Here is a 22965-nt window from a genome sequence, read left to right on the forward strand (position 1 = left end):
GCGCCAGGCGCGGGGCGAGCGCGGAAGCCCAGCTAGTGTAGCGCACGGCCGTTACCGGCACGGATTATGCTATGCGAAGGGTGATCAACATGCGGAAAGGCGCGTAGGCGACGACGCGAGCGCCCGGCAGCCCAGCGCGCACGGCCAGCGCGCGCGCCTCGGCCAGCGTGTAGGCGCGCAGCACCGAGAGCGGGCCATCGTGGCGGGCCATGGCATGCCAGGGGCCAAGCGCCAGCAGGCGCGCGCCCCAGTAGGCCGGCCGGGCGCGGCGCAGGTCGTTCACCACCACGCCATGGCGCGAGACTCGCGCCAGCTCGCGCAGCAGCGCTGCGGCGGCCTCGGGATCGAAGTGGTGCAGCGCGAGCGCGCAGGTCGTGAAATCGACGGCGCGGTCGGGCAGCGGAATAGCCAGCGCGTCGTGGCGGATGAGCGGGAAGGCAGCGCCGGCAGAGCGGGCCAGCCGCAGCACTTCGGCCAGCCGGTCGGAGGCGAACGGCCGCAGATTGTAGCCACGGCGGCCGGCAGCGCGTGCGAGGTAGCGCGGCCCGACCGCGCCGCCGGTGGCGACGTCGAGCAGGGTGATCGGGGCGCTAGGCGGCAGCTGCCGAAGCATGGGCCAGAGGCCGCGCCAGGTGAGCGCGCTGCTGCCCAGAAGTCGGTCGAGGTCGCGCAGGTCGCGCAGGTTCTCGGCCAGCGCGCCGAGGTTGGGCGCGGGCAAATCAAGCAGTTCAGCGTCAGCGCTACGGGGCAATGGTTGCAATAGATTCATTGGGTGGTTCACACTTTTTTACAAGCAATTTTACGATGTATGCGGTATACTTAGCCGGTTAGCCAAGCTAAGGCTGCGCGACGTGCATGCTCTCCTGGGCTGTGGGCGCTCGCGAGCGCCGCTGCCTTACACGGTAGCAGCGCCGAGCAGGTGAAGAATGCCGCTTCGCTCGATCGGCAGTACTACGGTTCGGCCTAACGGATGTCTGCAGCAGCCCGGCATGGATCTGTTGCTGAATAGCTGCCGCACATTTTGTGTGAGCAAAGGAGCATAGCATGCATATCAAGTTATTCGTCGGAAATCTCTCGTGGAACGTCGACGACGTTCAGCTCGAGCAGATCTTCAGCGAGTATGGCGAAGTGACGAGCGCGCGGGTCGTGACGGATCGCGACACCGGGCGTTCGCGCGGCTTCGGCTTTGTCGAGATTGACGCGTCGGACGTCGCCGCAGTGATCAGCGCCACAAACGGCCGCGATGTCGACGGGCGGCAGATTCGCGTAAATGAGGCCGAAGACAAGCGCGACGCGGGTGGCCGGGGCGGCAGCCGCGGCGGGTCGCGTGGCCGCTACTAGCCTGCCCAAACCGCTGGTGGCGTTACTAGCCCCCCTTTCCCTGAACGGAAAGGGGGGTTGCTTGTTGGCTGGGGCAGCCGAGTAGCGCCAAACTACTGAACGATCCCTTTGGTGACCTGCATGAAGATATCTTCGAGGTCGCTCGACTGCTCGGCGAAGCGCGTGACGACCACGCCAGCGCCGACGAGCGCGGCCAGCAGATCGCCCAGGCCGCGCTCGTCGCCGGTGTAGTCGAGCAGCAGGGTATACGCGCCGTGGGACGGCTCGGCCTCGGCCTGGGCGGGCGGCTGCTCGGCCTGGGCAGGCGCGTCGCGGCGCACGCTCAGAACATCGGGGCGCGGGCGCAGCAGCGCCTCGGCCTGCTCGGCGCCGTCCAGTACGCGGATCTCGATCGTGCGGTGGGGCTGAAGCGAGCGCATGATCGTCTGGACATCGCCGGCGGCCAGCAGCTTGCCGCGCTCGATGATCGCGATGTGGGTGCACATCTCGGCCAGCTCGGTGAGGATGTGCGAGCTAATCATCACGGTTTTGCCGAGCGCGCGCAGCTCTTTCAGCAGCTCGCGCAGCTCGATCCGCGCGCGCGGATCGAGCCCGCTGGCCGGCTCGTCGAGGATCAGCAGCGAGGGGTCGTGGATCATAGTGCGCGCCAGGCTCAGGCGCTGCTTCATGCCGCGCGAGAGGCCCATGACGAAATCGTCGCGCTTGTGGCCGAGATCGACCAGGGCGAGCAGCTCGTCGATCATGCCGGCGCGGCGGCCAGGCGCAATGCCATAGGCGCGCCCGAAGAAATCGAGGTACTCCCACACCTTCATGTTGTCGTAGACGCCGAAGAAATCGGGCATGAAGCCGACGACCTTGCGCACCTCGAGCGGCTCGCGCAGCACCGAGCGACCCGCGACCCATGCCTCGCCGCTGGTAGGCGCCAGAAGGGTGGTGAGGATGCGCATGGTAGTGGTTTTACCGGCGCCGTTCGGCCCAATAAAACCGAAGATCGCGCCCTGCGGGATCTCGAGGCTCAGGCGGTCGAGCGCCAGCGTCGCGCCGTAGCGCTGTGTCAGGTCGCGCGTCTCTACGATTGCGCCCATGCTGTCTCCTCTGGCGGTGCGATGGGTGTAGTGTACCATGTTTTGCCGCGCCACTCAGCCGGGCTGGTGCAGCCGCAGCACCGCGTAGATCGCCTGGTTGGCCGGGGTGGCCACGCCTGCCGCGCGGCCAAGGCGCACCACCGCGCCATTGAGCGCCTCGATCTCGAGCTGCGCGCCGCGCTCGAGATCGCGTAGCATCGACGATTTCGCATCATAGGGGAAGCGCTCGGCGGTAGCCATGGCCGCGGCCACCGGATCGGCGTCGAAGCGCACGCCGCGCGCCAGCGCCAGCGCCCGCACCTCGGCCATGACGTCGTGCAGCAGCGCGCGGGCCTCGGCGTCGGCCAGCAGCGCGCCAAGCGGGCGGCGCGCCAGGGCGGTGCAGCCGCCCATGGCGCAGATAAAGCAGAACTTGCCCCACAGCGCGCCGAGCACATTCTCGCTGGCGACTGTATCGATGCCGGCGTCGGCGAGCGCGGCGGCCAGGGCCAGCACGCGCGGCGAGCGCGTGCCGTCGCGCTCGCCCAGCACGACGCGCTGGAGCGCCGAGCCCTGCACGATGACGCCCGGCTCGCGCACCGACACCTCGGAGTAGACCAGGCCGGGCAGCACCGCCGCGCCAAACGCGGCGGCGGCTTGGTCGGGCGCCTCGACGCCATTCTGCAGCGTCAGCACCGTGGTGGCGGGCCCTACCAGCGGGCGCATCTGCTCAAGGGCGGCGGGCAGATCGTAGGCCTTGACGCACACCAGGGCGAAGTCGACCGGCCCGATCTCGGCCGGGTCGTCGGTGGCATCGGCAGGCGCCACCACAAACCCGCCGCCGAGCGCCTCGACGCGCAGGCCACGGGCGCGAATAGCCCGCAGGTGCGCGCCACGCGCCAGAAACGCCACGGCATTGCCCGCCTGGGCCAGCCGGCCGCCGATATAGCCGCCCACGCCGCCCGCGCCCACAATCGCTATGTTCATACGGCTGCTCCATGAGACCGGCCGCGTGTGGCGCGGCCGCTACAGCGAGGCATTTACGAAAATCGCGTCGAGCTACGTTTATCATATAATACTGCGATGCAGGAATCCATCGCGTTTTTGCCCATAACAGCAAAGCAAGAAAAGCGTTCTTTGCGGGCGGCGGAGCCGCCCCAGCCTCCACCGAACGGTGACATTCGGCAAACCTGCCTTAGCCACATATTGTAGCAGCTGCGCGCCCACCACACCGCGTCATCGCAACCCACGCGATACCCGACGTACCAGTGTATGTCGCCCGATACAGCAGAAGAGGTTTGAAATGAACATGCACACCCGCCGCATGTGGCTGCTGTTGCTCGTGCTGCTGCTGGCGATCCAGCCAGCCGGCGCGCAGGCGCGGCGCGGCCTGCCGGCCCATGGCCAGAAGTTCGGCAGTGCGACGGCGGCAAAGCCATGCGCCGGCGCCACGGCCTGCCCGCGCGAGCTGGTAGCGCCGCTGCCGAACACAACTTCAGCCGAGATCAACGGCGCGCCCTTCCGTATCATCGGCTACAGCGACGGCAGCGTAGCGGTATACCGCGATGGCGTGCAGCAGTTCTACGGCGGGCGCGCCAGCGGCGTATACCTGTGGGCCGCCGGGCTGGCGTGGGGGCCACGCGTGCCGTTCAATAACACCGCGCCGGTACCCTACAATGAGCTAGGCATCAGCGGGCCAACCGGCGACGGCAGCGACGCGAACCCGTGGCAGCTCAGCACCACGCTCGCGGCGCCCGACGCCCAGCTGCAGATCGAGCAGCGCATCAGCTATGTGAACGGCAGCAGCTTCATCGGGTACGAGTGGGTGGTGCGCAACACCGGCGCGGCACAGCAGAGCTACGCGCTGTTCCACGCCGCCGACCTGTACCTGAACGGCGACGACCGAGGCACCGGCTACTACAACCCCGACACCGGCGCGATCGGCGGGCGCAACCGCGCACAAGATCAGTTCGAGCTGTTTGTGCCGGCCACCCCGGCCAGCGCCTACCAGGAAGCCGGCTATAGCACGATCTGGCGGGCGATCTCGGCCGGCGGCGCGCCCGGCCCTGGCTTCGACAACACCACCGTGCCCGACTACCTGGACAACGGCGCCGGCCTCGAGTGGGCCGGGCGCGCGCTGGCCCCGGGCGACAGCGAGAGCATCCGCGATTACCTGAGCTTTGCCGACAGCGCGATCAACCCGACGCTTACCGCCGACCCCGATCGCTCGACGCTCGAAGCCGCGCCGGCCGAGGTGCTGGCCGACGGCCGCGCCAGCGCCACGCTGACCGTCACGCTGCTCGACAGCCAGGGCCGGCCGGTGCCGGGCAAGCAGGTGGAGCTGCGCTCGGATCGCGCCGACGACCACGTGACCCAGCCGGGCGTGCCAACCGACGCGCACGGCCAGGCCATCGCGCAGATTCGCTCGGGCACGCTCGGCCAGGCGACGATCACGGCCAGCGATCTGTCCGACCAGATCCAGCTAAGCAGCCCAGCGCTGGTGAGCTTTGCCGAGCCGCCCGCCAGCGACTTTGCCGAGGCCGTGCGCGCGTTCACCGCGTCGGGCCAGGAGGATGAAGCTCACAGCGCCAGCAACACCGCCCAGGTGGCGCAGGCCGGGCGCTATTTCACCGTGCAGCTCGGCGGCGACATTGTCAGCACGATCGTGGGAACATTCCTCGACGGCTGGTCGCTTGGCAGCGCGATCGGCGGGTTCAGCTCGTCGCTCGCCAGCAAAAGCATCAGCCAGATGAACGCGCCCGGCTACAAAGCCGCGCTCAACGCATCGTGGCAGGGCTACACCAAGAATGGCTCGGCCGAGCGGCAGTTCCTCAAGCCGATCTACGACAGCATGCACAACGGCCGCGAGCTGACCGGCCCGGTGCTCGACCAGGTGATGAAATCGGGCGGCAAATTCGCAATAACAAAGCTCGCCAAGAAACTAGCCCCCCAGCTCGCGGGCGCAACCGAGCGCCAGATCCTTGAATTTCTGCTGAGCAACACCGGCGACCCGTTTGGCGAATATGGGCAGGTGATGCAAGACTTGGCCGACTCGTACAGCGCCGAGCTGGCGGCCCCGCGCGACGAGCTGCTGGCGGCGCTGCCGGGCCTAGGCCTGACGCCTGAGGAAGAGGCGAGCTACAAGGCCGACATGCGCGCGCGCCAGCAAGCCAACCTGGCGCTGGCCGAGCGGATTGCCTCTCAGACCGCATACATGCAAACGGCGCGCGCCGACCGCGAGGCCCAGCAAGCCAACTTCTGCCACCAGTGGTGTCCATTTCTCATCAAGAACGGCGCGGTGATTGGCGCCACGCTGATCTGGGATGGGCCGGGCTACTATGTCGCGAACCTGCTGGGCGAAGGCGCGATGTTCGCATGGAATCGCTGGCAGGACGTGAAAAAGCTGCGCCAGGACAGCCGGATCGTGTTCGACAGCCTGGCGTTCATGAACGGCGCCGAGGCCGCGCTGACGCTGCAGCGGATCAACCAGAACACCATGAACGGGCTGTACCTGGTGAAGACGCGCGACGCAGCGGTGCCACCGCAGATCTCGCTTGGGCCGCCGGCGCAGTACAGCGTGGGCGAGTGCCGCAGCTGGCTGGGAACCAAGTTCGTGGAAGACGGCGCCTACACTGTGGTAGATGTGTACAACAACACCGGCGAAGACGTGACGCTGGAGGCCTGGGCCACCTACCAGCACAAGCCGGGCTGGTTCAGCAAGCCAGTGCCGCTGTACCGCGAGGCGCCGGGCATCACGCTGGCGCCGCAGCAGGCCGGCCGGCTGCGCTTCGACTACCGCCAGGGCGGCGAGGGCGACGCGCCGATCGACCCATCGGCGGTGCCGATCACGATTATCGGCAGCACCTCGACCGGCACATACCTCGTGGGCACGCTCGACGCCCAGTACGCGCATCCACAGCGTATCGACGCGGCCGGCAACCCGGTGAGCTGCCTGGCCGGCGCGCCGCCGCACGGGCCGGCCGCCGCGAGCGAGCAGGCCGCCGCAACCGTGAGCTTCCCGCTGCGCTCGTCGATCGCCCAGGCTAGCGGCAGCGATCAGGAGCTGCTAACCGTGTTCGTGGAGAATCCGCTCACCACCGCGCTGCAGGCGGCGATTGCCCAGCCTATTCCTGACGGCATGGCGGTTGTGGATGCCGGCGGCGGGAGTGTGGTCGACGGGCGGATCGAGTGGGCGCAGACGCTCGGGCCGGGCCAGCCCGCGCTCTTCACGGCGGCGCTGCAGCCCATGCAGGCCGGCACCGGCGGCATGCTGCCAGGCGCGCAGCTGACGTTCACCGACCCCGACACCGCCGAGGCGGCGCAGTTCGGCGTACCCGACCGTACACTGCCGCCGCCGATCGCCGCCGACCTCGACGCGGCCATCCCCGACAGCGCCGCCGCCAGCGGGCCGATCGACATTGCCGTGCAGCTGCACAGCCGGCAGAGCAGCAGCGCGCTCAGCGGCACGCTTCAGCTCGAGCTGCGCGCCCTCGACGAAAGCGTGCTTGCGCGGATCGACCAGCCGATCGGGCTGGCGCCCGGCGCCGACAGCCAGCTGACGCTCAGCCTGAGCGCGCCGGCCACACCTGGCAGCTACATGGTCGTCGGCACGCTGGCGGGCGTACCAGGCGCGCCGCGTGGCTTCGCCGGCCTGGTCGAGGTTCAAGCCAGCGCGCCTGCGCCACAGCCGGCGATCACATTTGTGTCGCACCGCGACGGCAACGACGAGATCTACCGCATGAACCCGGACGGCGGCAACCAGCAGCGCCTGACGAACAGCGCCAGCGCCGAAGGCTGGCCGGGGATGTCGGCCGACGCCCGCCAGATCACCTTCTGGTCGGCGCGCGACGGCAACAACGAGATCTACGTGATGGACGCCGACGGCGCCAACCAGCGCCGGCTGACTTTCAACAGCGCCAACGACGAAGCGCCGGCATGGTCGCCCGATGGCCGCTCGATCGCGTTTATGTCGGCGCGCGACGGCAACAACGAGATCTACGTGATGGACGCCGACGGCGCCAACCAGCGCCGGCTGACCTTCAACAGCGCCGACGACAACGCCCCGGTGTGGTCGCCTGACGGCGGCTCGATCGCGTTTCGCTCGCGGCGCGACGGCAACGACGAGATCTACGTGATGGATGCGAATGGCGGCAACCAGCGCCGGCTGACCTTCAACAGCGCCGACGACCGCGCGCCGGCATGGTCGCCCGACAGCGGCTCGATCGCGTTTCACTCGCGGCGTGACGGCAACTGGGAGATCTACGTGATGGATGCGAATGGCGCCAACCCGCGCCGGCTGACCACCGGCGCGGCATCCGACCAGACGCCGACGTGGTCGCCCGATGGCCGCCAGATTGCGTTCATGTCCGATCGCGACGGCAACCAAGAGATCTACGTAATGGACGCAAGTGGCGCGAGCCAGCAGCGCCTGACCTTCACCGCCGCCAACGATCACTCGCCAGGATGGTGGTCGCGGTAGGCGCGGCCTATAGGCTTTCGCCGGCCGGTGGCACATCGGCCAGCGCCACACGCCGCTCGGCGCGTGTCGCAAGATCGCGCCAGAGCAGCTCCTCGGTCGCAGCGTCGGCGGCAGACACCAGCACGAGGGCGGCAACCCCACGCCGCGCGCCGTCGCGCTGGTTGGCGGCGGCGCTGCGCGCGCGCACATCGGCGGCGGCGATGTAGCCGCGCGCGCGCAGCGCCTGGGCCACATGGAGCGCGTATGGGTAGGCAGTGTCGTCAGCGGCCGACACCAGCAGCTCGGGCGTGCGCGGCGGCGCGGCGGGGCGCGCGGCGGCCACGACCCGCTCGAGGCCATAGGCGAAGCCGACGGCGGGCGTCGGTTGGCGGCCGCCCAGCGCGGTCACAAGGTCGTCGTAGCGGCCGCCGCCGCAGAGCTGCAGCTCATCGGCATCGTAAATTTCGAAGATCAGGCCGGTGTAGTAATGCAGCCCGCGGCCCAGGCCAAAATCGAGCGCGATGCGATCGGCCGGCAGGCGGTGGGCGCCGAGCAGATCGACGATCGCGCGCAGCTCGGACAGCAGCGCGGTGGGCAGATCGAACTCGCGCAGCAGCGCCTCGGCCTGCTCGAACGCGGCGGCCGGCGCGGCCTGGATGGCGCAGAGGCGCTCGAGCAGCGCGAGGGCGCGCTCGATCTGCGGCTGTGGGTCGGCGCGGCGCAGCTTGCGCACCAAGCGGCCGACGATCGCGGCCGGGGCGCGCGTGCCGAACTCGAGGTTCACGCCAATCGCGCCCAGCGAGCCAAGCAGCAGCGCCTCGGCCTGGGCATCGCTGAGCCCCGCGAGCAGCGCGGCGTCGAACGGCAGCGGGCTCTGCGCGGCGTCGAGGCGCTCGCGCACCGCGTCCACACCGCGCTCGCGCATACGCTCGAGGCTCCAGGCCAGCAGGCCCTGGGTGCGCTCGGCCAGGCCCAGGCTGCGCAGCACCTGGCGCACCAGCCCGATGTGGCCGACCCGCACGCGGTAGCCCTCAACGCCGGCGGCATCGAGGCCGGCGCACGCCAGCGCCAGGCACTCGGCGTCGGCGCGCGGCGCGGGGCCGCCGATCAGCTCGACGCCTACCTGGGTGAACTGGCGGTAGGTGGCGCGCTGCGGGCGCTCGTTGCGGAACACCGGCCCGGCGTAGCGCAGCCGCAGCGGCAGCGGCTGGCCCTGCAGCTTGCCGACATACGCCCGCAGCACCGAGGCCGTCCACTCGGGGCGCAGCGCCAGCTCGCGGCCGTTGAAGCTAAACTCGTAGACCTTGCCGACAAGCTCTTCGCCAAGCTTGCGGCCGTATAGGTCGCGCTGCTCGATGATCGGCAGGTCGATCGGCTGGTAGCCGTAGCTCGCCAGCGCCTGCTCGAGCCGCGCCGACACAGCCAGCTGCGGCGCCAGCTCGGCCGGCGGCACGTCGCGCATGCCGCGCACCGGGTCGATGGTGGTGCTATTGCTCATATGCCCTTGTTCTTTGCGGTAGGCTTCGATGCGTCGCCGGCATTGTACTCGATCTTGCGAGTGCCGCTGGTTTTGGCGGGCGAGCACGCGCGCTCACACCAGCGCCGTTTGCTCCCTTTCGTTTTGGTATGTCCTGCCCGGCTTCACCGCGCAGGATATACCAAGAGATTTCGGGGCGGCGAAGCCGCGCCCGAACCCCGCCTTAGGGCAAGTGAGCAGCCGAATTTGGTATCATAACAAGAGCGGCTGGCGCCAATCAGGCGTTTTCGAGCAGCGCGGCAATGGCCTCGGCCTGCGTGGAGCCAGCGGCAAGCGCGCCAACTGCGCTGGCAACGTAGGCCTCGGCGGCACGCCAGGCGGCGACATACGCCTCGACCTGGCTGAGGCCAGCCGCCGCGCCTGCAAGCTCGTGCGCGGCGGCGCGCAGGGCTGTGGCTGGCGCGCCCGGCTGGGCGGCAGCGGCGGCGTGGTTCAGCAGCGCGGCGCGGGCGCGCAACAGGGTGGCAAGGTAGGCGCGGATGAAATCGGGCAGCGCGCGGCCGGGCGGCAGCGCGATGTAGCAGTCGGTCTGGCCGAGGTCGTCGTCGGCGAGGTACGGCAGGGTCAGGTGCGCGGCATCGGAGTCCAGCTGCGCGGGAAGCGGCGCGCCGTTGAGCAGCAGCCGGTAGGCGGCTATCTCGGGCCAGGGCTGGCTGGCGCGCAGCTGAAAGCGGCCATTCTGCGCGGCAGTGGCGATCAAGAAGTGCTGATCGGCCACGATCGCGGCCGCGCCGCCGCTGAAGGCCAGGCTTGTCTGCAGGCCGCGTACGCGCCATCCGGCTTCGGCGCCGTCGCCGTCGATCGCCGCGCCGAGCACCTCGTCGCCATGCAGCAGGATCGCGCCGGAGCGCGCGGCCGCAATGCTGGCATGCAGGTGCAGCACCGCGCCGTCGGGCGCGCGGTAGGTCAGCATACCGCTGTAGAATTGCGCGCCGCGATTGTGCGCGAACAGATAGCTGTAGCGCGAGCCGTGGCACAGCCGCAACGAGAGGCCGCGGTCGCTGGCCCAGCTGTAGCGCGGCCGTCCGCCCAGCGCCTCAAGCATCTCGTGCAGCGGCTCGGCGGCCGGCGCGTGTGGCAGGCGCGGTTTGTAGAAAAACTCCTCGGCGGGAAGCTCGCCAGGGTGCGCCAGCAGCGCGATATTATTGGCCTGTGCCAGCGGCGCGGCGTCCGGCTGATGCGTGAGGTGCGCGGGTACGAGCGCCAGGGTGTAGCGCGCGAGCCGCGCGGGCGTGGCTGCGGCGATGTCGATCAGGTCGAAGGCGATGTCGTCGCGCTCAAGCGCGTGCGCAAGCGCCAGCAGCGCGGCGTCGGGCGGGGTGCCGGCCAGCAATGCCAGGTCGGCTGGCGCGCGTGCTGCGGCGAAATCGGCAGCGGCGGCGCCAACCAGCAGCCGCGCCATCTTGGCGCGCCAGAACGCCGGGCGCGCGCCGCCATCGCGCCGCAGCAGCGCCGCCAGGGCTCGGCCGGCACGAGAGCCACGCTTCGCCAGCCAGCAGCGGCGGGGTCGGCGGCGCGGCGGGCATGCCCGCCGGCAGCAGCTCGATCGGGGCGGCCCAGCTGGCGGCGCGCAGATCCTCGGCGATTGCCGCGTCGGCCGGGCTAAGCCAGAGCGCGGCAATCGAGCCGCGCGGCGCCTGGTAGGGCGCGAGGTCGTGGGCCAGCGCGGCAAGCCAGCCCCGCAGCCGATCGGCCGGCAGGCCGCAGCCGGCCAGCGGCTCCAGCCGCAGCACCAGTGCCAGGCCCGCGCTGGCGCAGGCCTGCGCCAGCGCCGGCAGGCGCAGCCGGGCGGCGCTGCTGCCGAGCAGATCGAGGCCGCCGTCGGGCAGCGCGTGGCGCGCCAGATCGAGCGGCGCGACAATCGTATCGGCGCCGAGCTGGCCTGCGCGCAGCAGCGCGAGCGGCCATACGTCGCAGGGGATGTCGAAGTAGCACAGCGTCGCGGCGCGCAACGGCAGGCTAGCAGGCCAATCGCTTGCGGTCATTGAGATCGTGAGAGGCCGAACGGCCCGATACGCGCCGGCCGGCAGAGCATCTGATAGGGCGATCCTTCACAGATTGCACAGATTGCACAGATTGCACAGATGATGATCGTGTCTATGCCAACGCTCGGCGTGGTTGTACAGCCTGTATCTGATCGCTCTATGAATACCAGGACTATACCATAAAACATGTGGAAATATCGTTATCTGCATGCCAATGCCGGATGACAGTTTCTGCAGATCGCGGGGGCGGCTTGCGAGTATAATGAAAAAGGCCCACGCGGCGGGCCGCGTAGCTTGTGCATGAGTAGAACAGCGTTTTCACCGGCCGCGCGGCCGGCGCGCCCATAACTGTAATGGAGGAAGCAATGCAGGTAAACCCTGGGATTTTCAAAGCCTACGACATCCGTGGTATCTACCCGACTGATCTGAACGAAGCCGCGGCCTACGCGATTGGGCGGGCATTCGTCACATTCCTCAAAGCCGACACCGTGCTGGTAGGGCGCGATATGCGCACCTCGGGGCCGCAGATCTTCGACGCCGTGACGCGCGGCATTATGGACCAGGGCGCCGATGTGGTGAACATCGGCATGGTCAGCACCGACCAGTACTACTTCGCCTGCGCGCAGACGAAGCTGCCGGGCATGATGGTGACGGCCTCGCACAATCCGAAGCAGTATAACGGCTTCAAGATGGTGCGCCAGATGCCGTACCTGCTGAGCGGCGACCAGGGCATCCAGGATCTGCGCCGGATCGTCGAGACCGACGACTTCGCGCCGGCCGGGCGCCACGGCAGCATGCGCGAGCTCGACCTTTCCGAGCAGTTCATCGAAGCAGTGCTGGGGCTGATCGACGTCGAGGCGCTGAAGAGCCGGCCGATCAAGGTGGTGGCCGACACCGGCAATGGCATGGTCGGCCCGATCCTCAAGCGCGTCTACGCGCGCCTGCCCGTCGAGCTGACCGGCCTGTACCTCGACCCCGACGGCACGCTGCCGAACCACGGGCTCGACCCGCTGCAGCCCGAGAATCGCGCCGAGCTTGAGCAGCGGGTGCTGAGCGAGGGCGCCGACGCAGGCTTCGCCTTCGACGGCGACGGCGACCGCTTCTTCACGATCGACGATCGCGGGCAGTTCGTGGCCGGCGACTACATGACCGCGCTGCTGGGCCGCTACCTGCTGGAGAAGAAGCCGGGCAGCAAGATCGTGTACGACGTGCGCGCCTCGTGGGCGGTGCCCGATCTGATCAGCGCGGCCGGCGGCACGCCGCTGATCGAGCGGGTGGGCCACGCGTTCATCAAGCGGCGCATGGCCTCGGAGCAGGTATTATTTGGCGGCGAGGTTTCAGGGCACTACTACTTCCAGGATTTCAACTACGCCGACTCCGGGCTGATCCCGTCGCTGCTGATCATGGAGATGCTGGCGAAGAGCGGCAAGAAGATGTCGGAGCTGCTGACGCCGCTCGAGGGCAAGTATTTCATCTCGGGCGAGATCAACTCGACTGTTGCCGACGGCAAGGCCAAGATGGCCGAACTGGCCGAGCGCTACGCCGACGGCGCGATCGAGCGGCTCGACGGCGTGTCGGTGAGCTACGACACCTGGCACTTCAACGTGCGCGGCTCGAACACCGAGCCGCTGCTGCGGCTGAACCTCGAGTCGGTGGCCAGCCAGGCCGAGATGGAGCAGAGGCGCGACGAGGTGCTGGCGATCATTCGCGGCTAGCGCCACATCCAGCCGGCAACGCACGACGAAGGACGAATCGGCCAGATTCGTCCTTCGCCTTTTTCGCCTCGGGGGCGCCGCGCGCCTACGACTCGGCGATCGTGATCTTCACGATCTGCTCGCCGGGGGTAGTGGGGTTCTGGTCGGGGTCGCGCAGCGGGATGCCGTTGACGATATCCTGGCCCTGCTCGACCTGGCCGAAGATTGTGTACTTGCCGTCGAGGTAGTCGGCCGGGGCAGTGGTGATAAAGAACTGCGAGCCGCCGCTGTTCGGCCGGCCGGTGTTGGCCATGGCCAGCAGGCCGGGCTTATCGAACTTCACCTGGGTAGTAAACTCGTCGGGCACGGTGTAGCCTGGCCCGCCCGTGCCGGTGCCGGTCGGGTCGCCGCCCTGGGCCATGAAGTTCTGCAGCACGCGGTGCCATGTCACGCCGTTGTAGAAGCCCTCTTTCGAGAGAAACACAAAGCTGTTGACCGTCTGCGGCGCCAGGTCGGGGCGCAGCTTCACCACAATATCGCCGCGCGGCGTGGTGATGGTGGCGGTGTAGCTCTTCTTAGGGTCGATCGCCAGAGGCGGGGCGCCCTGGGCCTTGTACTTATCGTTGCGCGCGGCCACGTCGGCCGCAGCGGCCCCGGCGGTGGGCGCGGCCGCGAATGGCGCGGCGGTGGGCGCCACCGCAGCCGTGCCGCCGCGATTGCCCACTAGCATCAGGATCAGGCCGAGCAGCAGCACCACCACTGCGGCGGCCGAAAGAATAGCGGGCAGCGAGTTCTGGCGCGGCGGCGGCGCGCCACCGGGCCGGGATTGCTTTGACTGGCTCACGAGCAACACTCCTCTTGCAAGCGTAGATTGGCTGGTGCGGCGATATGCCAGCGGCTATTATACTCGATCGCCTCCGGCGACAAGCTAAAGATCTGCTGAGAAGCACGCGCGAGCCAGGCCATTTGACACAGCACCAGGAGATTGGGTATGATCTGCGGGCGAATGCGCACCAAGCACAGCTCTGCCAAAGGCCCACATGAACGATAACGATACCACCAGCAGCCGCAAGCTCGATCACGTGCGGATCGTGCTCGACGAGGACGTGGCCGCCAAGGGTGTGTACACCGGCTTCGCGAGCTACCGCCTGCCGCACGAGGCCGCCCCCGAGATCGACCTGGCCGAGGTGGACATGTCGGCCACGTTCCTAGGCAAGCGGCTGCGCGCGCCGCTGCTGATCAGCTCGATGACTGGCGGCGCGCACGATGTCGAGCGGATCAACCTGGCGCTGGCCGAGGCCGCCGAGGCGCTCGGGCTGGCGATGGGGGTTGGCTCGCAGCGCTCGGCGATCGCCGACGCCAGGCTGGCCTACACCTACCAGGTGCGCCAAGTGGCGCCGACGATCCCGCTGCTGGCGAACCTCGGCGCGGTGCAGCTGAACTACGGCTACGGCGCCGACGAGTGCCGCCGCGCGGTCGAGATGATCGAGGCCGACGCGCTGATCCTGCACTTCAACCCGCTGCAAGAGGCAGTGCAGCCCGAGGGCAACACCAATTTCAAGGGGCTGCTGCGCAAGATCGAGCAGGTGTGCCGCGCGCTCGACGTGCCGGTGATCGCCAAGGAGGTAGGCAACGGCATCGGCGCGGCCACGGCGCGGCGCCTCGTCGACGCGGGAGTGTGGGGCATCGATGTGGCCGGCGCGGGCGGCACCAGCTGGAGCGAGGTCGAGCGCTTCCGCCACAGCAGCGCGGCCGGCGTGCGCGTCGCAAGCGCCTTCGCCGGCTGGGGCCTGCCAACCACCGAGGCGATCTGCCAGGTGCGCGCGGCTCTGCCCACCACCACCCTGATCGGCAGCGGCGGCGTGCGCAGCGGCGTCGATATTGCTAAGGCGATCGCGCTGGGCGCCGATCTGTGCGGCACCGCCAAGCCCGCCCTCGGCCCCGCCGCCGACGCCGGCGGCACCGGCACGGTGATCGCCGGGCTGCAGGCATTTATCGACGAGCTGCGGATCGCCATGTTCTGCAGCGGCTGCGCCGACCTGCGGGCGCTGCGCAGGCTGAAGCTGGAGCAACTATGAACAGCCGCCAGCCCGCCGACCGATCGCTGCCGGCTGCCGGCAGCCAAATGCCATGCATGTAACCCACCTGTCGCTGCGCGATTTCCGCTCCTACGACCGGCTTGAGCTGAGCCTCGAGCCGGGAACGACGCTGTTCTACGGGCCGAACGCCGCCGGCAAAACCACCATCCTCGAGGCGCTGTTCTACTTGGCCACCACCCGCTCGCCGCGCGCCGGGGCCGATCGCGAGCTGGTGCGCTGGGATGCGCAGGGCGACATCGGCACGCCGCCATTCGCGCGGCTGCTGTGCGAGCTGAAGCGCAGCGACGGCAAGGTGCGGCTCGAGGTGATCGTGCAGCGCCGCGCCGACGAGGCCAGCAGCACGGTGGCCGGCCCGCCGGCCAGCGGCGCCTCGCTGAAAACCGTGCGCGTCGACCGCAAGGCAGTGCGCGCGCTCGACCTGGTGGGCAACCTGCGGGTGGTGCTGTTCACCCCGGCCGACCTGGCGCTCGTGACTGGCGCCCCGGCCGAGCGCCGCCGCTACCTCGACGTGACGCTCTCGCAGCTCAACGGCCGGTATGTGCGCACGCTCTCGCACTACCAGAAGGTGGTGCAGCAGCGCAATAGCCTGCTGCGCGCCTGGCGCGAGCGCCGCCGGCCACAGCGCGGCGCCGAAGACGAGCTGGCCTTCTGGGATCGCGAGCTGACGCTCGCCGGCGCGTATGTGCTGCGCGAGCGCATGCTGGCGGTGCACGAGCTGAACGGCCTGATCGGGCCAATCTTCCGCAGGGTGACCGCCGGCGACACCCCCCTGATCGCCACCTACCAGAGCAGCGTGGCCGGCCTGGGCGATATTGGCGACGAGCGCGCGATCGAGGCGGCCTTTCTGGCGCACCTCGGGCGCCTGCGCGACGAGGAGATCGGCCGTGGGCAAACGCTGATCGGGCCGCACCGCGACGACCTGCTGCTGGCCATGGGCAACATTGGCGTTGGCACCTACGGCTCGCGCGGCCAGCAGCGCAGCGCTACGCTGGCGCTGAAGCTGGGCGAGGCCGAGCTGATGCACGCCCGCGCCGGCGACGCGCCGGTGCTGCTGCTCGACGACTTGCTCTCGGAGCTGGACGCCGAGCGCCGCGCCCACCTGCTTGGCACGCTCGCGCGCCCCGACCAACAGACGCTGGTGACGGCCACGGGCATGGAGGATTTCGACGCGGCATTTCTGGCGCGCGCCAAAAAGATCCGCGTCGACAACGGGCGGCTGTACCCTTCGTAATATCACACCGCCTGATCACATGCGTTATAGTGGGGTTTGGGGGCGGCTTCGCCGGGCAGGGCATCGCAAAACAATTGAAAGGAAACACATTCAGTGGCAAGCATCTCGCAAAGCCAGCGCCAGTTTCTGCGCAGGCTCGCGCACGATCTGAAGCCGATCGTGCATATCGGCAAAAACGGCCTGAGCGACAGCCTGTTCGAGTCGGCCGGAATCGCGATCGACACCCACGAGCTGATCAAGGTCAAGTTCAACGACCTGAAAGACGAGAGGCGCGAGTTGGCCGAGGAACTGGCCGGCCATCTGCGCGCCGAGCTGGTCGGCGTGATCGGCAATATCGCGATCATCTACCGCCGCCAGCCCGACGCCGAGCGCCGCAAGATCGACCTGCCGCGCGAGTAGCCGCCGGCGCTACTTCGGCAGGCTGCCGGTGGCGCGCATCATCCAGCGCATGCAGGTGTGGCCGAAGTCGACCGGCTGGCAGTACATCATCGGGCAGGCGCCGGCGATCAGCGTGATGCCGTGCTCGTAGCAGAATACCGCCGCCTCGGGCGAGGCGCTGGTGCCGCCGTGGATCATCGACTCGTGCATCCACACCCGCGCGACGCCGACCGCCGCGCACTGGCGCACCAGCGCTTCGGTTAGCGCCGGGCGGGTGGCGATCACCACGCCGTCGACGCCGCCAGGGATGGCCTGCACCGTCGGGTAGCACGCGTCGCCCTCGAACACCGGCGCGCTGGTGCTTATACCAAACACCTCGTAGCCTGCAGCCTTGAGCTTGCGATAGATCATGTTGCCGGGCGTCGCGCGCGCGGCCGAGATGCCGGCGACGGCGATCCGCCGCTGCGCCAGAAAGTCGCTGATCTTGGCACCAAGCGTCTGCGGCGCGGCTGTTTCGGTAGCCATAGCACTGCTCCTCCCTCGCCGGCCGCGCACCTAAAAGAGCCCCGGAGATTCGGCAAGCGACACGCGCGGCCGGCCAAGACCGACTGGGCGCAGCATAGCACGGCCCGGCGCAGTGCACGGGAACAGCTTCGCTCCTCGGCGTAAAGAAAACTTCACAGCCGCGCGAAACCGCAGCATTCGCTTGATTACTTATACTTTGGTGGAGGTGCGGCTTCGCCACCCCAAACTTTGATAGGTTGCACGACGTGGCGAAGCCACGTCGTGCAACACAATCGATACGTGATCAAGCGAACAGCGTATTAGCCGAGAAACGCCTCTTGCAGCCCGCCGTCGACCGTCAGGATCTGCCCGGTTGTCTGGCGCAGTCGCTGCGTCAGCAGCAGAAAGATCGCCTCGGCCTGGTCGGCCGGGGTGATCGGCCGCTTCAGCAAGGTGCGGTCGGCGTAGAACTGCGCCAGCTTGCCGCGCAATCGCTCGGTCGCCTCGTCCTCGCTGTACGCGATTCCGTACTTCGCCAGCGAGCTCATCACGCGCTCGCGCGGGAACATGGTGCTGCCCTCGACCACCGTCGCCGGGGCCACGCCGTTCACCCGCACCAGTGGCGCCAGCTCCACCGCCAGCTCGCGCACCAGGTGGTTGGCGGCGGCCTTGCTGGTATCGTAGGCCAGGCTGCCCTTCTTCGCCACCACCGCGTTCACCGAGGTTGTCAGCACCAGGCTGGCCGGCAGCCCCTGCGAGCGCCACAGCGCCGCCGCCTCGTCGGCCACGAGGTACAGCCCGGTCACATTGATCGCGAACGTCTGCGCCCACTTCTCATCGGGGATGCGCCCGGCCGTATCCGGCGCAACGAACACGCCCGCCGTCACCGCCACTGCGTCGAGGCCGCCATACGCCAGCACCGCCTGCTCGAGCATCGCGCGGATGCTGCCCCGGTCGGTGATGTCGGCGTGCAGCCCGATCGCCGGCCCGCAGCCAGAGATCCCGCTGCCGGCCACGCCGATGCCCTGCCCGTGCTTCTCGATGATCGCGCGAGCCGTGGCCTCCGCGCCGGCCGTGTCGCGGTCGACGCACACGATGTGCGCGCCCTCGCGCGCCAGCCGCAGCGCCGCCTCGCGGCCAATGCCATTCCCGCCGCCCACCACGGCGATCACCTGGCGCGCCAGCTCCTGCTCGGGCGGCTGGCGCTGCAGCTTGGCCTCTTCGAGCAGCCAGTATTCGATGTCGAACGCCTCTTGCAGCGGCAGCGCCGTGTACTCGTCGATCGCCTCAGCGCCGCGCATCACCTCCACGGCGCAGTTGTAGAACTCGGCCGTCACGCGCGATTCGCTCTTGTCTTTGCCCCAGGCGATCATGCCCAGGCCGGGGATGAGGATCACCGTCGGGTTCGGATCGCGCATGGCCGGCGAGTCGGCGTGCATGTGCGCCTGGTAGTAGGCCGCGTAGTCTTGGCGATACTGCGCCAGCCCGGCGGCGAGCTTCTGCTTGAGCGCGTCCACGTCCTCGGCCTGCGGGTTCCAGTCGACATACAGCGGCTTGATCTTGGTGCGCAGGAAGTGGTCGGGGCACGAGGTGCCCAGCGCGGCGAGGCGCGCGGCGTCGTGGCTGTTCACGAAGCGCAGGATGGTCGCGTCGTCCTGCACGGTGCCGACGACGCGCTTGTTCTGGCTGATCTGGCCGCGCAGCCAGGGCAGAAGCGTGGCGAGCAGCGCGCGGCGCGGCGCCTCGTCGAGCGGCTGGTACTGCTGGCCGCCAAACGTCGCCTCGCCCTTGTCGTGGGCCTCGATATAGCGCGCGGCGCGCTCGATCAGGTCGAGCGTCAGCTCGTAGCAGGCTTTGTCGTCGTCGGCCCAGTTGATCAGGCCGTGGCTGCCGAGGATCACGCCAGAGGCGTGCGGGTGCTCGGCGCAGATGCGCTCGAGGATCAGGCCGAGGTCGAAGCCGGGGCGCTGCCAGGGCGTCCAGATCACCGCGTCGCCATAGATCTCGCGCGTGAGCCGCTCGGAGTTCTTCGCGGCGGCGATGGCGATCACCGCGTTGGGGTGCATATGGTCGACATGGCGAGACGGCACGAAGCCATGCAGCGGGGTGTCGATCGAGGAGGGGCGCGGGTTGAGGTTGAAGGTGCAGTGGCGGTACAGGTCGACGATCGCGTCTTCGATCGGCGTCTTGGGGCCGCGCACCGGCGCGTGGTGGTAGTGCTGCTGCAAGCCGCGCAGCTTGTCGAGATACAGCGACGAGAAGTTTTCGCGCTTGGCGGTGCGCAGGTCGCCGCCAGAGCCCTTGACCCACAGCACCTCGGCCGGCTGGCCGCTCAGCGGGTCGGTCTCGACGATCTTCGAGGATGTGTTGCCGCCGCCGGTGTTGGTGATGCGCTGGTCGCTGCCGAGGAGGTTCGAGCGGTAGACCAGGCGGCCGACGGGGTCGAGCGCGTCGGCGATGGCGTCGTCCCAGGCGTAGCGCACATGCTGAAATGCTAATTGATCGAGTGCCATAACGTTCTCCTATTGGCGGTAAGCAGCTTTGAGCGGGCGCGATCACGGCGCACGGCCGGCGACGCGGAGCACGCCAATGTTTTCGAAACTCGCATCGGCATAGTATACGACAAGCCGATGCTGGCAGGGTGCCGGCATGCCCGCCGAGCCGCGCTTTCGCGAGCCTGCATCAGCGCGCGGCGAGCGCCTGCTCAAGCGCGGCAAGCACCTGGCCGGCGTTCGGCAGCCTGGCCAGTGCCTCGCGCAGCGCCAGGTTGCTCTGGCGCGGCAGCGCCGAGCGAATAAAGCTGCTACGCTGCCCGGCGAGCGCGTCTGCCAGCATCGCCCACGCGCCTGCGTCGTCGATGAACTCGCCCACCAGGCTGTCGAGCCGCAGTGGCGGGCGCGCGTCGGGGTCGTGGTAGCGGTACTGCCAGCGGTGCGTGCCGGCGCCCACCTCGATCGGCGCGCCGTCGGCGCCGGGCAGGCTCACGCTGGCGCTGGTGTTCGGCGGTATCACGGCGGTGACGGTGATGAGGCCATCGGCGATCGACCAGGCGCACTCGGCCAGGCCGTAGGGCGTGCGGTGGCTGGCGCGCGCGCTGCTGAGGCCGCCGCCCGGCCGAGGCGCGATTGCTATCTGCCGGTAGCCCGGCGCGGCCGGCGCGAGGCCGCCCACGGTGCGGTGAAGCCAGTCGGCCACCGCGCCGAGGGCGTAGTGGTTGAACGAGGTCATCTCGCCGGGGTTGACCGAGCCATCGGGCAGCAGGCTGTCCCAGCGCTCCCAGATCGTCGTCGCGCCCATCGTCACCGGGTACAGCCAGGCCGGGCACTCGCGCTGCATCAGCAGGCGGTAGGCGGCGCGGTGCTGGCCGGCATCGCACAGCGCGTCGCAGATCAGCGGCGTGCCAACAAAGCCGGTGCTGATCTGGTAGCCGCCGGCGCGCAGCAGCGCCACCAGGCGCTCGGCGGCGTGCTGGCGCTGCGCCGGCTCGGGCAGCAGCCCGAAATGCAGCGCCAGCGCGTAGGCAGTGGCGGCGTCGTTAAGCACCCGGCCGGCTGGCGTCACATACTCGCGGGCGAAGGCTGCCCGCACCTCGGCGGCAAGGCCCAGGTAGCGCGCGGCGTCGTCGGGCTGGCCCAGCAGGCCGGCGGCGCGGCCCACCAGCTCGGCCGAGCGCGCGAAGTAGGCCGTGGCCACCAGCGCGGCGTCGGTGCGCGCGTCGCCCGGCCGCTCGGGCGGCGCGCTGGGGTCGAGCCAGTCGCCGAACTGCGGGCCGCGATCCCACAGCCGTCGCGCGCCCGCGATCGCCTCGACCGTATCGACCCAGGCGCGCATGCTTGCGAACTGCGCGCGCAGAATCTCGATATCGCCGAAGCGCTCGTACAGCACCCACGGCACAATCACGGCCGCGTCGCCCCAGGCCGCCGCAGCAAACGGGTGCTCAAGCGCGTTGGGCACCACAACCGGCACCAGGCCGCCCAGCTCACGCTGCTCGGCCGCCAGGTCGGCCAGCCACGATTGCAGAAAGCCGGCGCAGTTGTACAGAAACGTGGCCGACGGCGCGAACACCTGGATATCGCCCGTCCAGCCTAGGCGCTCGTCGCGCTGCGGGCAGTCGGTCGGGATATCGAAGAAGTTGCCGCGCATGCTCCACACGACGTTCTCGTGGAGCCGGTTGAGCAGCGGGTCGGAGCATTCGAACCAGCCGGTGCGCTCTATGTCGGAGTGGCACACCAGCGCGCGCACATCCTCGGCGCGCAGCTCGCCGGGCCAGCCGTCTATTTCGGCGTAGCGGAAGCCGTGGAAGGTAAAGCGCGGTTCCCAGGTTTCCACACCCTCGCCGCGCAGAGTATAGCGGTCGGTCGCCTCGGCGCTGCGCAGTGGCCGCGTGCCGAGCTCGCCGTGCTCCAGCACCTCGGCGTGGCGTAGCGTGATCGTCTGCCCCGCCGGGCCGCTCGCGCTGATACGCAGCCGGCCCACCAGGTTCTGGCCGAAGTCGAGCAGCGTGCGGCCCGTGGGCGAGCTGAAGATCGCCACCGGCGCGAGCGCTTCGATCCGCCGCACCGGCGGGCCTGCCGGCGCCACCAGGGTCGCGAGGTCGCGATCGAGCAGGCGCACCCCCGGCCAGCCGCGGTCGTCGAAGTCCGGCTGCGACCAGCCAGGCTGCTCCAGGCGCGCGTCGTAGGTTTCGCCGTCGTAGATGCTGCTGGCGCGGATTGGGCCGCGTGTGGCGCGCCAGCTTTCGTCGCTGACGACACGCTCGGCTGTGCCGTCGGCGTAGCGGATCTCGAGCTGCGCCAGCAGCGCCAGGCGGCTGCCATACAGGCTGCGGCGGCTCTCCCAGGTGAGCCGGCCGCGATACCAGCCCTCGCCCAGCGTCGCGCCAAGCGCGTTGCGGCCGGCGCGCAGCATGTCGGTCACGTCGAACGTCTGGTAGCGCAGCCGGTGATCGTAGCTCGTCCAGCCTGGGTCGAGCAGGTGATCGCCGACAACGGCGCCATTGATCTCGGCCTCGAAAACCCCAAGCGCGGTGATATAGAGCCGGGCCTGCGCCACGCCCGGCCGCACGTCAAACTCGCGGCGCAGCAGCGGGCACGGCTGCGACACGCTGGTGTCTTCGTCCCAGCCGGGCGTAATAAAGCGCGCCGACCAGTCGTCTACGCCGAGCAGCCCGGCCTCGGCCGGCGCCGGCGCGCTCCAATCCGATGCGCTGCCGTCGGCGCCCCACACGCGCACCCGCACGCCGAGGCGCTCGCGCGAGGCAAGCGGCGCGAACGGCCAGGCAACCAGCGCCGACTCGCCCGACGCGATTTTGCCGGTGGCGGCGCGGGCTGTGCCATCGTGGCCGAGCGCCTCGAGCGCATAGGCGGCCTGGCGCCAGCCGGCGGCGACCGGCGCCGCCACTTCCCACGAGAGCCGTGGGCACGCCACGCCAATACCCAGCGCCTCCTGGCGATGCTCGAACGCAATCGCCCTCACGGCCACGCTATCCGCCCGACCGCGAGCCGCTTGATCGGTTTCATCCGGCATGCGCGTTCCTTTATCGGCCAGCGCATGGCACCAGACAGTACGCATCGTACGGCATAAGCCGCCTGTGCCAAGGCCTACGGCCGAGCTAGATTTTGTTGAAATTTGTTGAAATTTGGTGGAATAATGTGGAAAATCCTAACATAACCGC

General features: G+C 69.2%; 15 protein-coding genes. 6 read left to right on the forward strand and 9 right to left on the reverse strand.

All coding sequences use genetic code 11. The annotated features are described in order from the left end of the window. Window positions 1–64: 64 nt before the first annotated feature. Entirely contained in the window at window positions 65–751 is a 687-nt protein-coding gene (locus U0177_RS01350; RefSeq protein ID WP_409568782.1) for a methyltransferase domain-containing protein, read from the reverse strand. Between the two features lie 293 nt (window positions 752–1044). Between U0177_RS01350 and U0177_RS01355 the strand changes: the two genes are divergently transcribed. Further along, window positions 1045–1341, forward strand: coding sequence for an RNA recognition motif domain-containing protein (locus U0177_RS01355; protein WP_409568783.1), 297 nt, complete (start codon window positions 1045–1047; stop codon window positions 1339–1341). A gap of 92 nt (window positions 1342–1433) precedes the next feature. Here the strand turns inward: U0177_RS01355 and U0177_RS01360 are convergent, their stop codons facing one another. Then, on the reverse strand, window positions 1434–2426 hold the full coding sequence (locus U0177_RS01360) for an ATP-binding cassette domain-containing protein (protein WP_409568784.1): 993 nt from the start codon (window positions 2424–2426) through the stop codon (window positions 1434–1436). Window positions 2427–2480: 54 nt separating this feature from the next. Further along, window positions 2481–3392 carry a 2-dehydropantoate 2-reductase gene (locus U0177_RS01365; RefSeq protein WP_409568785.1) on the reverse strand — a complete coding sequence of 304 codons (912 nt, stop codon included), beginning with the start codon at window positions 3390–3392 and terminating at the stop codon, window positions 2481–2483. A gap of 316 nt (window positions 3393–3708) precedes the next feature. Between U0177_RS01365 and U0177_RS01370 the strand changes: the two genes are divergently transcribed. Next, window positions 3709–7884, forward strand: a complete 4176-nt coding sequence (locus U0177_RS01370; protein WP_409568786.1) for an Ig-like domain-containing protein — start codon at window positions 3709–3711, stop codon at window positions 7882–7884. A gap of 7 nt (window positions 7885–7891) precedes the next feature. Here the strand turns inward: U0177_RS01370 and hisZ are convergent, their stop codons facing one another. Next, complete coding sequence (gene hisZ / locus U0177_RS01375) at window positions 7892–9361, reverse strand: ATP phosphoribosyltransferase regulatory subunit (RefSeq protein WP_409568787.1); 1470 nt, start codon at window positions 9359–9361, stop codon at window positions 7892–7894. 256 nt (window positions 9362–9617) lie between these two features. Continuing rightward, a complete protein-coding gene (locus U0177_RS01380) occupies window positions 9618–10802 on the reverse strand; it encodes a hypothetical protein (protein ID WP_409568788.1) in 1185 nt (394 codons plus the stop codon). Window positions 10803–11750: 948 nt separating this feature from the next. Between U0177_RS01380 and U0177_RS01385 the strand changes: the two genes are divergently transcribed. Then, the gene (locus U0177_RS01385; protein ID WP_409568789.1) at window positions 11751–13100 is read left to right on the forward strand and encodes a phosphomannomutase/phosphoglucomutase; all 1350 of its coding nucleotides are present in this window, start codon (window positions 11751–11753) and stop codon (window positions 13098–13100) included. A gap of 85 nt (window positions 13101–13185) precedes the next feature. On the opposite strand, the gene U0177_RS01390 is transcribed toward U0177_RS01385, so the two are convergent. Continuing rightward, window positions 13186–13923 carry a peptidylprolyl isomerase gene (locus tag U0177_RS01390; RefSeq protein ID WP_409568790.1) on the reverse strand — a complete coding sequence of 246 codons (738 nt, stop codon included), beginning with the start codon at window positions 13921–13923 and terminating at the stop codon, window positions 13186–13188. A 196-nt stretch (window positions 13924–14119) separates the two neighbouring features. Between U0177_RS01390 and fni the strand changes: the two genes are divergently transcribed. The 3 genes from fni (at window position 14120) to U0177_RS01405 (ending at window position 16808) form a co-directional block, all read left to right on the forward strand. Further along, window positions 14120–15157, forward strand: a complete 1038-nt coding sequence (gene fni, locus U0177_RS01395; RefSeq protein ID WP_409568791.1) for a type 2 isopentenyl-diphosphate Delta-isomerase — start codon at window positions 14120–14122, stop codon at window positions 15155–15157. Between the two features lie 52 nt (window positions 15158–15209). Next, window positions 15210–16409, forward strand: coding sequence for a DNA replication/repair protein RecF (gene recF, locus U0177_RS01400; protein WP_409568792.1), 1200 nt, complete (start codon window positions 15210–15212; stop codon window positions 16407–16409). A gap of 93 nt (window positions 16410–16502) precedes the next feature. After that, window positions 16503–16808, forward strand: coding sequence for a YhbY family RNA-binding protein (locus tag U0177_RS01405; protein WP_409568793.1), 306 nt, complete (start codon window positions 16503–16505; stop codon window positions 16806–16808). A gap of 9 nt (window positions 16809–16817) precedes the next feature. Here U0177_RS01405 and U0177_RS01410 read toward each other — a convergent pair whose 3' ends face one another. The 3 genes from U0177_RS01410 to U0177_RS01420 all read right to left on the reverse strand — a co-directional run bounded on the left by U0177_RS01410 (window position 16818) and on the right by U0177_RS01420 (window position 22817). Continuing rightward, window positions 16818–17312, reverse strand: coding sequence for a CoA-binding protein (locus U0177_RS01410; RefSeq protein ID WP_409568794.1), 495 nt, complete (start codon window positions 17310–17312; stop codon window positions 16818–16820). Window positions 17313–17611: 299 nt separating this feature from the next. Continuing rightward, entirely contained in the window at window positions 17612–19804 is a 2193-nt protein-coding gene (locus U0177_RS01415; RefSeq protein ID WP_409568795.1) for a bifunctional rhamnulose-1-phosphate aldolase/short-chain dehydrogenase, read from the reverse strand. 169 nt (window positions 19805–19973) lie between these two features. After that, complete coding sequence (locus tag U0177_RS01420; RefSeq protein ID WP_409568796.1) at window positions 19974–22817, reverse strand: family 78 glycoside hydrolase catalytic domain; 2844 nt, start codon at window positions 22815–22817, stop codon at window positions 19974–19976. Window positions 22818–22965 lie beyond the last annotated feature (148 nt).

The organism is Kouleothrix sp. (assembly GCF_046328425.1).
Classification (GTDB): domain Bacteria; phylum Chloroflexota; class Chloroflexia; order Chloroflexales; family Roseiflexaceae; genus Kouleothrix.